Genomic DNA, 14,233 nt, shown 5'->3' with positions numbered 1-14,233 from the left:
GGCTGTACTAGGCACAGGTTAGCGCACCTCGGCCCCGGGAGTCGTCTCACCGGGGCCGAGGTACGCGTCATGGTGGCGGGGTTCAGCCCTGCGCGGAACCCACAATGGCGTCGACGAAGCTCTGCGGATCGAAGGGGGCGAGATCGTCGGCACCCTCACCGAGGCCGACGAACTTCACCGGAACGCCCAGCGCACGCTGGACGGACACGACGATGCCGCCCTTGGCGGAACCGTCGAGCTTCGTCAGAACGATGCCGGTCACGCCGGTGGCCTCAGCAAAGACCTCGGCCTGCTTCATGCCGTTCTGGCCGGTGGTCGCGTCGAGCACCAGGAGTACCTCGGAGACCGGGGCCTGCTTGGTCATGACGCGCTTGATCTTGCCGAGCTCGTCCATCAGCGTGGACTTGTTCTGCAGGCGTCCCGCGGTGTCGACGAGAACGACGTCGACGTCACGCTCGACACCTTCGCGCACGGCTTCGAAAGCAACAGAGGCAGGGTCTGCACCCTCGCGGTCGCTGCGCACGACATCGACACCAACTCGCTCGCCCCACGTCGCCAGCTGATCGGCGGCGGCCGCGCGGAAGGTATCGGCGGCACCCAGAATCACGGACTTGTCTTCCGCGACGAGGATGCGCGCGAGCTTGCCAACGGTCGTGGTCTTTCCTGTACCGTTCACACCGACCATCAGGACGACCGCGGGCTTGACGGAGCCGTCGACCTCGGGGCGCTCGAGGTTGAGAGAGCGATCCATGGAGGGATCGACGAGGGCCAGGAGCTCCTCGCGAAGGATTTCGCGGATGCGCGCTTCGTCAGTCACGGACTCGACCGCGACGCGACGCTTGAGGGCGTCCATCAGCGTGTCAGTGGCCTCGAGGCCAAGGTCAGCGATGAGGAGGGATTCCTCGATCTCCTCCCAGTCGGCGGCACCGAGCTGGCCGCGGCTGAGAACGCCGAGGATCGCACGCCCAAGCGAGCCGGAAGACGCGAGGCGTTCGCGCAGGCGCTCCATGCGGCCGCGCACGGGTTCGGGGCGCTCGATGGACGAGGCCGGGGTTGCGGGAGCCTCGGGGCTCTGCTCGGGGGTGGGCTCGAGCTCATCTACCGGACCCGCTCGAGGCTGGTCCGTGTCATCACTCGGTGTCTCGGCGGGAGCCTCAGACGGAGCACCAGCCGGGGCCTGAACCTGTGGCTGAAGGGTCACGTCATCGGAAGAACGGCGCCGTGACGTCACGGCGACGCGAATAAGCACACCGATGAGCACGGCGACCGCCAGGGCGATAACAACCGCCCACGGCGACTGAAGGGAGGAAATAAAAGCGTCCATAGGGCCATTATCCCCTATGGACGCTCTTCACAGAAAACCTGAGTGCGGCATCACGAACTTAGGCCTGCGCTGACTCCTGTGTCGCCTGTGCGCCGCCATCAGCATGGCGACGTCCGCGGTCAAGACGCTCGCTGACACGGTCGGTCACAGTTTCGAGGCGGTCGATGCCGGGTAGGCGGTCAGCGTCAAAGTAGGCGCTCTTCGAGTCAGCGCTTTGCAGGAGCGAGTGCAGGGACGCCGTACGCGGTACCACGGGTCCGTCTGGTGAGGAGGAGGCACGCTTGGGTAGCGAGTGATGGGTCTTCACCTCATCGGCGATCTCTTCGCTCTCTCGCTTGATGACGCCCTTCCACTCGTCCGCGCTACGGCGCGACAACGCCAGGACAGCGACAACGCCGCCAGCGACGACGAGTACCAGAACGACGGTCAAAACGAGAATCAGTGCACCCTCAAGCATGTGTTTATCCTGCCCTACTAAAGCCTCACTACGCGACGATGCCACCCGCACATGCACGCATTGTGACGATGTTGTCACGAGGGCCGGGAACGTTTGTTCCCGGCCCTCGAATGTGTCAATAGCGCGTCAGTCGAGGTAGTCGCGCAGAACCTGCGAACGCGAGGGGTGGCGCAGCTTCGACATGGTCTTGGATTCAATCTGACGGATACGCTCGCGCGTCACGCCGTAGACCTTGCCGATCTCATCGAGAGTCTTCGGTTGGCCGTCGCCCAGGCCGAAGCGCATCGACACAACGCCGGCTTCACGCTCGGACAGCGTGTCCAGGACGTGGTGGAGCTGCTCCTGCAGCAGGGTAAAGGACACGGCGTCCGCAGGCACGATGGCCTCGGAGTCCTCGATGAGGTCACCGAACTCCGAGTCGCCGTCCTCGCCGAGAGGCGTGTGCAGCGAAATCGGCTCGCGACCATACTTCTGAACTTCGACAACCTTCTCGGCGGTCATGTCGAGTTCCTTTGCCAGTTCCTCGGGAGTGGGTTCGCGACCCAGATCCTGGAGCATCTGGCGCTGGACGCGCGCAAGCTTGTTGATAACCTCGACCATGTGCACAGGGATGCGGATCGTGCGAGCCTGGTCCGCCATCGCGCGGGTGATTGCCTGACGAATCCACCACGTGGCGTAGGTCGAGAACTTGTAGCCCTTCGTGTAATCGAACTTTTCGACAGCGCGAATAAGGCCCAGGTTACCTTCCTGGATCAGGTCCAGGAACTGCATACCGCGACCGGTGTAGCGCTTGGCAAGCGAAACAACGAGTCGAAGGTTCGCCTCGAGCAGGTGGTTCTTCGCCTGCTGACCGTCCTGCGCCAGGAAGTGCAGTTCACGTCGCTCGCGGCTGGTCATCTCATCGGCCTGGTTCTTCAGCTTGTACTCGGCGTATAGACCAGCCTCAATACGGCGCGCCAGGTCAACTTCCTGCTCAGCGTTTAGCAGCGAGACCTTGCCGATCTGCTTGAGATAGTCCTTGACCGGGTCCGCGGTCGCACCGGCAACCGTCACCTGCTGGATAGGCTCGTCGGTCTCGTCAGAGTCGGAGACGACGAAGCCACCCTTCACGTGAATACCGGCGTTGGTCCGCTCGCGCAGAGCAGCGCCCTCGGAGACCTTGGCGTCTTCGTCCTCGGAATCTTCCTCAGCGTCAGCCGTTTCCTCGTCGTCGGTGTCAGCCTCAAGCTCCGGATCCTCAAGGTCCTCTCCCGTGGGCTCGAAATCCACGTCCTCGGTGTCCTCGATCTCAGGAACGACCTCTTCGACGACCTCTTCTTCCTTCTTCTTACGTCCGCGAGGCTTCTTGGCAGCCTTCTCCTCGGTGTCGGCCTTCTTCGTCGTCTTCTTCGCAGCTGCCTTCTTGGCCGGGGCCTTCTTCGCGGGAGCCTTCTCCTCAACGACCTCGGCGGCGGCGTCCTTCTTCGTCGTCTTCTTGGCAGCGGCCTTCTTAGCCGGGGCCTTCTTCGCGGGAGCCTTCTCCTCGGCGACCGCGGCGTCGGCGTCCTTCTGGGTTGTCTTCTTCGCGGGAGCCTTCTTCGCGGCAGACTTCTTCGCGGCAGACTTCTTCGCGGCAGACTTCTTCTCGGCGGGGGCGCTAGCCGCGTCCGCCGTGGCCTTCTTGGCGCGCGTCGTCTTCTTCGCGGGGGTCGTCACCTCCGTGGTTTCCTCAGTCGTCGCGGAGTCCTTTGCCGAAGCGCGAGATGCACTCACACGGGTCCCTTTCATTGATGGGCATGCACAACAGAGCCGATTGCAAATCGGCATACCATCGCCAGTCTAGTGCCTTACCACGTAGTTTTCCTGGCGGTAGGTGTGAGGATGCCCCACCTTGAGACCACGCTTCCCCCGGCTCCTCAGTTAGAGTGGCCTCATGACTCTGAGCGACAGTTTCGCAACGCTGCGTCCCCATATCGACGAGGCGACGGCCACAAGCCTCGCCACCCTCCTCGCTCGCGCCGGCGCTTCAGGTAGATCCGAAGAGTTTTCGCGCGCTGTTCTCGCTTCCGTCTCCGGCGGCAAGCGCTTCCGCGCTCTGATGGCGCACGTCGGCTACGCGCTCAGCTCCGGCATCGCGCTCGACCAGGTGTCACTCCCCCACCTCAGTGCGGCTCTCGAGCTCTACCAGGCTAGTGCCCTCGTCCACGACGACATCATTGACAAGGCAGACGAGCGACGCGGGATGCCCACCCCGCACAGGACGCTTGCCCATCATCACGCATCCTCGTCGTGGATCGGGTCATCAACAGACTTCGGCCGTCACGCCGCCATCTTGGTCGGGGATTTCCTCTTTTCAGCGGCGACTGCCGCGGCGGATGAACAGGCGCTCACCCTGCGGCAGGACTGCGCGCGCGCCTTCGCGAGGCGCTTCGCGGACATGCACGCGGAAGTGGCGCTCGGCCAGTACCTAGATATCACCGCCGAACAAAGCCCGCTGGACCCGCAGCGCACGGACGCGTTGAGCACGAGCGATTCCCTCGAGGTCGCACTGCACAAGTCGGCGCGCTACTCGGTCGTTCACCCCGCCATTCTTGGCGCGATCTGCGGAGCGCCCTCGATTGACGGTGTCGCCGAGCTATTGAATGTCCTCGAGACGATCCTCACCCCGTGGGGCCTTGCGTTCCAGCTGCGCGACGACGACCTGGGCGTCTTCGGAGATCCGGCCGTGACCGGCAAACCCGCAGGCGATGACCTGCGCGAAGGAAAGCGCACCGCCCTACTCGCACTCACCTGGGAGGCGTCCTCCCCCGCCGAGCGCCGCGCGCTGACGGACGTTCTTGGGGTCACCGAGGCCTCGGCGGAGCAGATCGCAACCGCTACCGAGATCGTCGAGCGCAACGGGCGCGCCGCGCACGAAGCGGAGATTGCCCGCCTCGTGGCCGACGGTCATGCCGCGCTCGACGCCTCCAGCTTCACTGACGACGCTCGCGCCATGCTGCGCGAACTGTGCTCCATCCTCACCGCCCGACGCGCCTGACGCTGGCCCATGCGGCGGTCGGCACTCAGAAGGCCAGCGTCGAGGCGATGCGGTTCACGCGATGGTGGCGGCCCGACGTGAGCGCGTCGATGGGGCGCTCACCCAGTTCATCCTGTTCGGCATACAGCCACGCAAGCGACTCTTCTGCGGTGAAGCCATCATCGGCCAGAAGCGTCAGCGTGCCCTGCAGGAACGGAAGCGGTTCCCAGCCGTTCGCACCCTTGACGAGGACTTCCTGAGGAACACCGCGCACACCGTCGTCTCCGCGTGCCTCGATCAGGACGCGGTCACGGATCAACTGCTTGAGGCGACGCTCCTCGATGCCGAGGAGACGGCACACCTCGTCGGTGGGCAACACGGTGATATCAGCACTGGTCATGAGCGCAAGGTTACCCCATTCATGCGCCGCACCGACACTCACGCTTCCCGTATTTTCGCGAAAACTCTCATAGAATCAACCAAGTGAACGACGAACAGACATTCGACCAGACCGACCCGTTGATCGGGCTCCTGGTCGACGAACGATACCGAGTCACGCGCCGACTAGCCCGCGGCGGCATGGCAACCGTGTACATCGCACAAGACGAGCGCTTAGAGCGCCCCGTCGCCCTGAAAGTCATGCACCCGCACCTGGCGGACTCCCAGGATTTCGTCGCACGATTCCGTCGTGAGGCCCGATCGGCAGCCCGCATCGTTCACCCGGGTGTCGTGTCAGTCTTCGATCAGGGCGTGATCACCGGACAGGGCTTCCTCGTGATGGAGCTCATCGACGGAACTAATCTGCGCCAGCTCCTGCGAGCGCAGGGTGCCTTCACGATCCCGCAGGCGCTGCGCTACACGACCGACATTCTCGAGGCACTGCGCGCCGCTCACCGCGTCGGCGTTATTCACCGTGACATCAAGCCTGAGAATATTCTCGTTCCCACCGAAGGCCCCGCCAAGGTCACCGACTTTGGGTTGGCGCGCGCAGCCTCCGAGGTCTCGATGTCGTCAACGGGCAACATGCTCGGAACCGTCGCGTACATTGCGCCAGAGATCGCCACGACAGCCGAGGCCGACGCACGTTCAGACATCTACTCCGTAGGCATCATGCTCTACGAGATGCTCACGGGCTCCGTTCCGTGGGCGGGCGAGTCACCGCTGCAGATCGCAACCCACCACGTCTCCGACGATGTTCCCAGCCCGTCCGAGGCCCATCCGTGGATCCCCCGAGAGATCGACGACCTCGTCGCCGCCCTCACCGCCCGTGACCCCGCCTCTCGCCCCGCCGACGCATCGGATGCGATCGACCTAGTCGCGCGTGCGGCTGCAACGATCCCTTCAGAACTCGCTAGCCGACGTGCCGAGATCGCACCCTCCGACCGCGCTGACTCTTCGCAAATCAGCGCACTCAACACGGAGGTCATCTCCGCCCAGTTCACGCGTCCGCTGCCGCTCCCCGCACCGTCAACGCTCGCGACGGTCCACACCTCGTCCCCACTGCCCGAGGCTTCAGAGAACACGTCGACCAATACCTATAAGCGCGCGGCCCTGTGGGTGAGCCTCGTCGTCCTCCTGCTCGCGGCGGCAGGTATTGGCGGCAGCTGGTGGTGGACCGAGTATGGCCCGGGCTCCTACCTGACCATGCCCGCTACCGACGGTCGTCCTCTGGCAGAGGTGCAGGCTGAGCTGAACGCAATGGGCCTGGCATCCACCGTCGAGGAGGAGTTTTCGGACGACGTCGCGTCCGGATCGATCACCCGTTCCGATCCGGAGGGTGGCGAACCCGTCCATAAGCGGGCTGAGGTCCAGCTCTACGTGTCCAAGGGAGTGGACATGAAAAACGTGCCCGACGTTGCCGGCAAGAGTCAGGATGACGCGAAAAAGGCGCTCACGGAAGCCGGCCTGGCTCTCGGAGCAATCACCGACGCCTACTCTGAGGACGTGCCCCAGGGACAGGTCATCTCCCAGTCCGTTGCATCCGGAACGTCGGTGCCCCACGACACGGCTGTCGACGTCGTACTGTCCAAGGGCCGAGAGCCCCTGACGGTCCCCTCGCTGGGCGGGATGACCGCCGACGCCGCGAAGACCGCCATCGAGGCACTTGGCCTTGTCGCGACGCCGACCGAAGCCTTCTCCGACACGGTCGCCGAAGGACAGATCATCTCTCAGCAGACCAATGAGGGAACGATTCTGCACCGCGGCGACACCGTCGCCTACACCGTTTCCAAAGGCCCCGAAAAGGTCGCTGTTCCCGATGTCGTGGGGCGCCAGCGCCAGGAAGCGCGTACCATCCTCGAAAACGCCGGCTTCACCGTCCAGGAGGAAGCCATCCTCGGCGGCTTCTTCGGCACCGTCCGACAGACCGATCCTGCCGGTGGAACAATGCTGAAAAAGGGAAGCGTCGTCACGATCACGATCGTCTGACTCGCGTCCGCCCGCAGCGCTGACGCCCACTAAGAATCCCGGCCTCGTCCATGACAGACGAGGCCGGGATTCTTATCCGATCAGTTCTCCTCCGCGGAGGAACCCTTCGCCAGGTACTGAGCGACCTGGAAGGCCATCTCCAGGCTCTGCTGGTGGTTCAAACGCGGGTCCACGAGCGTCTCGTAGCGGTCGCGCAACGACTCATCGTCGATGTGCTCACTGCCGCCAATCACCTCGGTGACATCGTCGCCGGTGAGCTCAACGTGCAGGCCACCCGGCACCGTTCCCGTGGCCTCGTGGGCCTCGAAGAATCCACGGACCTCGTCCATGACCGTCTCGAAGCGACGCGTCTTGTAGCCAGTCGACGACGTGATCGTGTTGCCGTGCATCGGATCCGTCATCCACGTGATCGGGCGACCATCCTCGCGTGCGGCTTCCAAGAGCGGCGGAAGCGCCTCACGGATGCGACCGGCACCCATGCGCGTAATGAACGACAGGCGCCCATCCTCACCGTCCGGGTTGAGGCGATCAATGAGCGCGAGCATCTGATCCGGCGTGGTCGACGGGCCGAGCTTGACCCCAATCGGGTTACGAACACGCGACAGCAGCTCGATGTGAGCTCCCTCCTCCTCGCGCGTCCTCTCCCCCGCCCACAAGAAGTGAGCGGACGTGTTGTAGGGCTCGCCCGTCCGCGAATCGATGCGCGTCATGGCTGACTCGTACTCGAGCAGCAGCGCCTCGTGGGACGAATACAGGTCAACGTCGCGCAGCGTCTCAAAGTCGACGCCAGCGGCTCCCATGAACTTAATCGCCCGGTGGATGTCCTCGGCCAGCGACTCGTAGCGTGCGTAGGCCGGATTCGACATGAAACCCTGATTCCAGCGGTGCACCTGGCGCAGGTCGGCGTAGCCACCCTTCGTGAAGGCGCGGATCAGATTCAGCGTCGAGGCCGCGTGGTTGTACAGCGACAGAAGACGCTGCGGGTCGGGTTCGCGTGCTTCGGGCGTGAACTCGAAGGAGTTCACGGCGTCGCCACGGTAGCTGGGCAGTGTCACACCGTGGCGCGTTTCCATATCCGACGAACGCGGCTTCGCATACTGGCCAGCGATACGTCCGACCTTAATAACCGGCAGCGACGCGCCGTAGGTCAAGACGACCGCCATCTGCAGCAGCGTCTGAATCTTCAGGCGCACGTGGTCCGCCGTCGCCTCGGCGAATGTTTCGGCGCAGTCCCCGCCCATTAGGACGAAGGCCTCGCCGCGGGCAGCCGCACCCATCCACGTGCGCAGGTCGTCAACCTCCCCGGCGAACACGAGCGGCGGCTGACGGCGCAGCTGCGCCGTCACATCACTGAGGTGCTGCGAGTCCGCGTAGGAAGGCTGTTGGGCAGCGTCCAGGCCGCGCCACGTGTCCCAGGGAGCGAGCTCCCCAGACTCGGGCGACCACAGACGCTCGGGGACGCGGCGGGAGCGAGGCTTACGCACAGGCTCGCCGCCGCGTCCGGGAGTGATCGAAGGAATCACGCGAAGCGACTCACTCGCCGGCAGGCTCGACACTCTGGCCGATCTCGGCCATCATCTCGAGGAACCAGGGCTGGGAGATGTCGAAGGGCTTACCGCCCGCGATGCGCGGGAACGGGATGGCCTTCAGGCGATCGCCGTCTTCCTCGTCGTGGCCGATAACGCCGGACTCGCCCTTGAAGGCGCACTCGACGGCGAGGTCGGTCATGGACTTGATGAGGCGCAGGTCGTCGGCGTTGGCGCGCGAGGAACGCGAGAAGTAGCCCGACTTCTGAACCATGACCTTCTCGGCGTCGATCTTCTCGGCGAACTGCTTGGCGAACCACTGGCCGGGGTTGATCGTATCGAGCTTGACGTGGCCGAAGGGGTCACGCTGGACCTCGCCACCGGCAGCCTCGATCTCCGCGATGATCTCGGGCACGCCGGCGCCCTCGGACAGGAAGATGTTGACGTTGCCCTGCTCGTCCATGATGGCCTTGAGGCGCGCGGCCTCGGCGTCCAGGTCGATCTTCATCTCGGGCAGGAAGATGGCGTGGATGTCCCAACGCTCCTGCGACAGGCCGATCGAGGGCACCCACTCCTGGGTCTTCAGCCAGTCGTGGTAGCACTTCGAACCAGCGGCGGTCAGCCAACCGCAGTGGCGGCCCATGATCTCGTGGATGATGAGCATGCGCGGGTTGGAGCGGTGCTCGCCGATGACGTTCTGGGAGTACTCGGAGACCTCTTCAGCGGCGGTCCAGGCACCCAACGACTGGCGGATCGGCACAACGTCGTTGTCGATCGTCTTGGGCAGGCCCACGACGGTCAGGTGGTAATCGTGCTCCTCCAGGTAGGCGGCCAGATCGGCGGCCGTCGTGTTGGTGTCATCGCCACCGATGGTGTGCAGGACGTCGACGCCGTCGGCGCGCAGCTGCTCGGCGGCCTTCTGCAGCGGATCCTCATCCTCGGACACGAGGCCACGCTCGACCAGGTTCTTCTTGTTCGTCAGCTTGACGCGGGAGTTACCGATCGGGGAGCCGCCGAAACGGTGCAGGACGGCGGCGTGCTTGCGCGCTTCCTCGTCCACCAGCACGTAGTTGCCGGTGAGCAGGCCGTGGTAGCCGTTCTGGTAGGCGATGATCTCAACGGTGGGATCGATTTCGTTGTAGCGCTCAATGAGTCCGCCGACGGCGGAGGACAGGCACGGGGCGAAGCCACCTGCGGTCAGCAGGGCAACACGACGGACCGACATGAATGTCACCTTTCTCAGGTTGGTTAGGTACGGGCCCGCGCGCGTGCGCAGGGCACGGTTCATTCTACCCGGCTCACATCACGTTTCGCCAAGGACGCCCGTCCCACGGAACGCGATTGCAAGCACCAACCATCGGTGACGGCCCGGCCCTGTTACTCCTTGTCCGAGTCCTTCTCGCCGTCACTGCTCTCTTCCTCGGGAGCGGTCGGAACGGGCACCTCGGGGGCGGTGCGCCCACCGGGCGCGGGACGACCATTGGAGGGCACGGGCCCCTCGAAGGCGCCCTCTGCGGCGAGCTGCGCCTTCACGTCGGCGGCGTACAGATCGACGTATTCCTGGCCGGACAGGAGCATCAGGTTGTACATGATCTCGTCGGTGATGGCCCGCAGCACGTAGCGGTCCTTGTCGAGGCCGCGGTAGCGCGAGAAGTCCAGGGGCTCGCCGATCACCATGCCGATGTTCGTGCGCGAGGGGATCTTCTGGCCAATAGGCTGCGCCGCATGGGTTCCGATCATGGCAACGGGAATAACGGGGGCGCCGGACAGCAGAGCGAGGCGGGCAACGCCGGTCTTGCCGCGGTAGAGGCGTCCATCGGGACTGCGGGTGCCCTCGGGGTAGATGCCGAAGAGCTCACCGTCGCGCAGGCGCTTCAGACCGGCGTTGAGTGCGGCCTCGGATGCGCGACCTCCGGTGCGGTCAACGGGGATCGTGCCGACGGCGCGCATGAATTCCTTTGTCATCCACCCCTTGAGACCGGTGCCCGTAAAGTAGTCGGCCTTCCCCATGAAGACGACCTCACGGTCGAGCATCATCGGCAGGAAGACGGAGTCCCACACGGCGTTGTGGTTGGACGCGAGGATAGCGGGTCCCTCGGCAGGAATGTTTTCCTTGCCGCGGATCCACGGGTGATAGGCCGCCTTCAGAATGGGGCTGCCGGTCGCCTTGAGAGCCTGATAGAACGCCACTGTCACTCCTGAAGTCTCGACGGGCGCGCGAGCGCGCGAACGAATTAGTATCAACTGTATGACGAAACGAACTCCCGTGCGCGATTGTGGGGAAACCATAGCGCCCGGCGAATCGGCTCGTCCTTTCGCTCGATCAGTGGTCTCTGCGGCCCTGTCGAGGGCCTCGTCGGTGGAGCTTCAACCCAGCCTTGACGCCGTCGGGACGCCGGCCTCGGGCGGGCACTGGGTCGTCGTCGACCTCGAGACGACAGGCCTGGGCGCGGGTGCCGAAATTACGGAGATCGGCGCGGTGCTCGTTCGCGATGGCGCAGTCGTGGACGAGTTTTCCTCACTCGTCAAACCCTCGCGTCCTATCCCGCCATTCATCACGTCGCTGACGGGCATCACTCCCGCAATGGTGGCGGACGCGGACCCGATCGCGGCCGTCCTCGAGCGCTTCATGGAGTGGTCCAGCCTCGGCGCGGAGCGATCCCCCGTCCTCGTCGCGCATAACGCCTCCTTTGACGTGGGGTTCCTGCGCCGTGCGGCCCGTGCGTGCTCACGCCCATGGCCGCGCGTGCGCGTCGTCGACACGCTCGCCCTGGCTCGCCTCGCACTTCCTCGCCCACTCGTGCGCAACCACAAGCTGGGCACGATCGCCTCCTATTTCGGCACTGCCACCGTTCCCGAGCACCGCGCTCTCGGGGACGCTCGCGCGACGGCAGAGATCCTGCTCGGCTTTATCGACCTGCTCGCCGGAGCCGGAGCGACCGACGTCGAAGACCTCATCGCCCTGACGGACCAGGCTCCGGCCAGGCGCCCGACGACGCCTGACTTCGTGGCTGACCTGCCCGCTTCCCCCGGTGTCTATCACTTCATCGACACCGCAGGAGACACCCTCTACGTGGGATCAGCCTCGTCGCTGCGCTCGCGCGTGGGCAGCTACTACACGAAGGGCGAGAAGCGGCCGAAGGTTCAACGCATGGTGTCCCTGGCCGCGGGAGTGCGCCCCTATCCGACCGCCTCGATTCTCGAGGCACGCATCCGGGAGCTGCGCGACATCAAGGCTCTTGCGCCGCCCTACAACTCCGCGTCGAGGCGCCAGGGATCCCAGCACTGGGTCATCGCCGAGGCCGGCCGTCCCCGCGTGGTCGCTGCCGTCACGCTGGAGGACCTTCCACGCGCACTCGGGCCCTTTGGGACTCGAGCCCACGCGCAGCGGGCAGCGGGGGCGATCGACCGCGTCCTCTCGCAAGCCGATGCCGACTCCTCGGACGCGCTGCTCGACGAGGCCGTGGCCGCATCCTCGCTCACGGTGCCCCACGCACTCACTTCCCTCATGGAGCGATTGTCCGGCCAGGGGCTGTTCGAGGCGGCAGCCGCCGCACGCGACGAGCTGAGCGCGTATATCGCGGGGGTCGAGCGCTCGACGATGCGCCCGATCCTGGCGGCCCCGCGCATCGTGTGGGGCTCGCGTCGCGATGGCGGGGAGCCAGGCTGGATTCTGCACGTGGCCTCGCACGGGCGCCTCCTCAGTTCGGTCGTGGTGCCCCCGCGCTCTGATGCGTCCCCGTGGATCGATGTCCTCACCTCGACGGACCCCATCGAGACCGGCGGGATGGCCGCCTCAGTCGCCTCGTGGGCGGAGACTTCACTCCTGTGCTCCGAGCTGAGCCGAGAGGGAACGCGCCTCGTCGAATGGAACGGGCCGCTGCCCTGGTCCCAGTCTGCCGACAGCCCACTACGCGACGGGCGGCTGCGCGAGCTCTTGGCCCACGCAACCGCCCATCAGCGTCTGTCTCCGCGCGCCTAGCGCGCGAGGGTGTCATCCGTTCGAGGCAGCCACCCAACGCTCAACGAGTCGGGCGCCCGAACCATCGGCCAGCGCCGCAAGGGCGCGCTCGACGGCGCCGCGCATGCGGGGCTCGAAGTCGGCCCGCGTCACGGGGTTGTCCAGGCCTTCCCAGGCCAGGATGCCGGCGCCGACGTTGAGGGCGACAGCGTCGCGAACCGCGTCCGCCCCACCACCCGACAACACGTCGCGAGCAACCGCAGCGTTCTCGGACGCCTCGCCACCCGCGAGGTCCTCAATCGAGGAGGAGGCCATGCCCAGGGATTCGCGCGCATCGAACTCGGTTTCTACAACCGCTCCACCCGACACCAGCCACACCTGATTCGCATCGGTCGTCGTCAGCTCGTCGAGGCCGGTGTTCGCGCCACGGAATACGAGCGCGCTCAGCCCGCGCGACGCGTACACGCCCGCCATGAGACGCGCGTTCTCCTCGCGCGAGGCACCAATCGCGCACGCCTGGACGCGTGCCGGGTTCGTCAGCGGCCCCAGGACGTTAAACGCCGTGGGGAAGCCGAGGGCGCGGCGCACGGGGGCCGCGAAGCGCATCGAGGGGTGCATCTTGTTCGCAAACAGGAATGCGATGCCAACCTCGTCGAAGACGCGGCGCAGCGCGTCGGCGTCGAGGTCGAGGTTAACGCCGAGAGCCTCGATGACGTCCGCGGAACCCGACTTCGAGGTGGAGGCGCGGTTGCCGTGCTTGACCAGCGGAATCCCCATCGCGGCGAGCACGATGGCGGACATTGTTGAGATGTTGACGGTCTTGTATCCGTCGCCGCCCGTGCCCACGATGTCGAGCGCGCGGCTGGGCAGCTCGACGTGTGCCGCGTGATCCTGCATGCCGTCGGCCAGACCGTGGATCTCATCGACCGTGGCGCCCTTGATAGCCATCGCGGTCAGGAAGGACGCGAGACGTGCCTCGCCGAGTTCGCCGCTCATCACCTGGTCCATCAGCCAGTACGACTGGCCGTAGTCAAGGCTCTCGCCCGCGGTCAGGGCACCGATGATCGGCCCCCACTCCTGCGTGGCCATCACTTGGCTCCACGCAGCACGTCGGCGACGGTCTCCTGAAGAATGATCGGGTCGATCGGATCGGCCACGACGGCGGCTGCTCCGGCCCACGTCGCCAGCCACTCGTCCTGGGGGCGGGCGGTCAGGAAAACGATCGGGGGAACACCGTCACGGGTCTCGCGCAGATCCTGGGCGATCGACATGCCACCCTCCTTCTTCGACTCAGCGTCGAGGATCAGCATCGCGAAGTCCTGCTGATCGAAAGCATCGCGAACGCCGAAGCCCGTGGCGGCCTCGACCCATTCGATGCGAGGCGTGTCCTTGGACGCACGCAGCCCAACGCCGTTGATGACGGCACTTCGCTTATCCTTGTCGTCGCTGAAAACCAGGATTCGAACGGTTTCTTCACTCATGGAAGCTCTCCTTGCATATGTCGGCCAAATCGACGCGATGATCCCATTCTAACGGGTAGCGG

The 14,233-nt window shown here is 65.3% G+C and carries 12 protein-coding genes; 3 read left to right on the top strand and 9 right to left on the bottom strand.

Translation table 11 applies throughout. The features are described from left to right. Window positions 1-82: 82 nt before the first annotated feature. From ftsY to HMPREF1137_RS02880, 3 genes are all read right to left on the bottom strand, one after another. On the bottom strand, window positions 83-1,324 hold the full coding sequence (ftsY, locus tag HMPREF1137_RS02890; RefSeq protein WP_007588766.1) for a signal recognition particle-docking protein FtsY: 1,242 nt from the start codon (window positions 1,322-1,324) through the stop codon (window positions 83-85). A 58-nt stretch (window positions 1,325-1,382) separates the two neighbouring features. Beyond that, window positions 1,383-1,781: a hypothetical protein gene (locus HMPREF1137_RS02885; protein ID WP_007588713.1), complete on the bottom strand. Its 399-nt coding sequence runs from the start codon at window positions 1,779-1,781 to the stop codon at window positions 1,383-1,385. A 126-nt stretch (window positions 1,782-1,907) separates the two neighbouring features. After that, a complete protein-coding gene (locus HMPREF1137_RS02880) occupies window positions 1,908-3,548 on the bottom strand; it encodes an RNA polymerase sigma factor (RefSeq protein ID WP_034496520.1) in 1,641 nt (546 codons plus the stop codon). Window positions 3,549-3,693: 145 nt separating this feature from the next. On the opposite strand from HMPREF1137_RS02880, the gene HMPREF1137_RS02875 reads away from it, so the two are divergent. Further along, window positions 3,694-4,797, top strand: coding sequence for a polyprenyl synthetase family protein (locus tag HMPREF1137_RS02875; RefSeq protein ID WP_007588726.1), 1,104 nt, complete (start codon window positions 3,694-3,696; stop codon window positions 4,795-4,797). A 25-nt stretch (window positions 4,798-4,822) separates the two neighbouring features. Here the strand turns inward: HMPREF1137_RS02875 and HMPREF1137_RS02870 are convergent, their stop codons facing one another. Next, window positions 4,823-5,176 (bottom strand): Rv2175c family DNA-binding protein, encoded by a 354-nt coding sequence (locus HMPREF1137_RS02870; RefSeq protein WP_007588769.1) that lies wholly within the window; start codon window positions 5,174-5,176, stop codon window positions 4,823-4,825. An 83-nt stretch (window positions 5,177-5,259) separates the two neighbouring features. On the opposite strand from HMPREF1137_RS02870, the gene pknB reads away from it, so the two are divergent. Next, entirely contained in the window at window positions 5,260-7,203 is a 1,944-nt protein-coding gene (gene pknB / locus HMPREF1137_RS02865) for a Stk1 family PASTA domain-containing Ser/Thr kinase (protein WP_007588719.1), read from the top strand. 80 nt (window positions 7,204-7,283) lie between these two features. Here pknB and HMPREF1137_RS02860 read toward each other — a convergent pair whose 3' ends face one another. The 3 genes from HMPREF1137_RS02860 to HMPREF1137_RS02850 form a co-directional block, all read right to left on the bottom strand. Then, entirely contained in the window at window positions 7,284-8,726 is a 1,443-nt protein-coding gene (locus HMPREF1137_RS02860) for a class II 3-deoxy-7-phosphoheptulonate synthase (protein ID WP_007588698.1), read from the bottom strand. A gap of 10 nt (window positions 8,727-8,736) precedes the next feature. Beyond that, the gene (locus HMPREF1137_RS02855) at window positions 8,737-9,954 is read right to left on the bottom strand and encodes a pyrophosphate--fructose-6-phosphate 1-phosphotransferase (RefSeq protein WP_007588760.1); all 1,218 of its coding nucleotides are present in this window, start codon (window positions 9,952-9,954) and stop codon (window positions 8,737-8,739) included. 152 nt (window positions 9,955-10,106) lie between these two features. Next, window positions 10,107-10,919 (bottom strand): lysophospholipid acyltransferase family protein, encoded by an 813-nt coding sequence (locus tag HMPREF1137_RS02850; protein WP_007588781.1) that lies wholly within the window; start codon window positions 10,917-10,919, stop codon window positions 10,107-10,109. A 58-nt stretch (window positions 10,920-10,977) separates the two neighbouring features. On the opposite strand from HMPREF1137_RS02850, the gene HMPREF1137_RS02845 reads away from it, so the two are divergent. After that, window positions 10,978-12,711 (top strand): exonuclease domain-containing protein, encoded by a 1,734-nt coding sequence (locus HMPREF1137_RS02845; RefSeq protein ID WP_231284003.1) that lies wholly within the window; start codon window positions 10,978-10,980, stop codon window positions 12,709-12,711. A gap of 12 nt (window positions 12,712-12,723) precedes the next feature. On the opposite strand, the gene trpD is transcribed toward HMPREF1137_RS02845, so the two are convergent. After that, window positions 12,724-13,779 (bottom strand): anthranilate phosphoribosyltransferase, encoded by a 1,056-nt coding sequence (gene trpD, locus HMPREF1137_RS02840; RefSeq protein WP_007588782.1) that lies wholly within the window; start codon window positions 13,777-13,779, stop codon window positions 12,724-12,726. Continuing rightward, window positions 13,779-14,171 carry a response regulator transcription factor gene (locus HMPREF1137_RS02835; protein ID WP_007588709.1) on the bottom strand — a complete coding sequence of 131 codons (393 nt, stop codon included), beginning with the start codon at window positions 14,169-14,171 and terminating at the stop codon, window positions 13,779-13,781. Before HMPREF1137_RS02835 ends, trpD begins: the two co-directional genes overlap by 1 nt. Window positions 14,172-14,233: the final 62 nt, after the last annotated feature.

This window comes from Actinomyces sp. ICM39, assembly GCF_000282935.1.
Lineage (GTDB): Bacteria > Actinomycetota > Actinomycetes > Actinomycetales > Actinomycetaceae > Pauljensenia > Pauljensenia odontolytica_B.
Note: the sequence above shows the minus strand (reverse complement) of the source record. Positions and strands in the feature narration are given on the sequence as shown.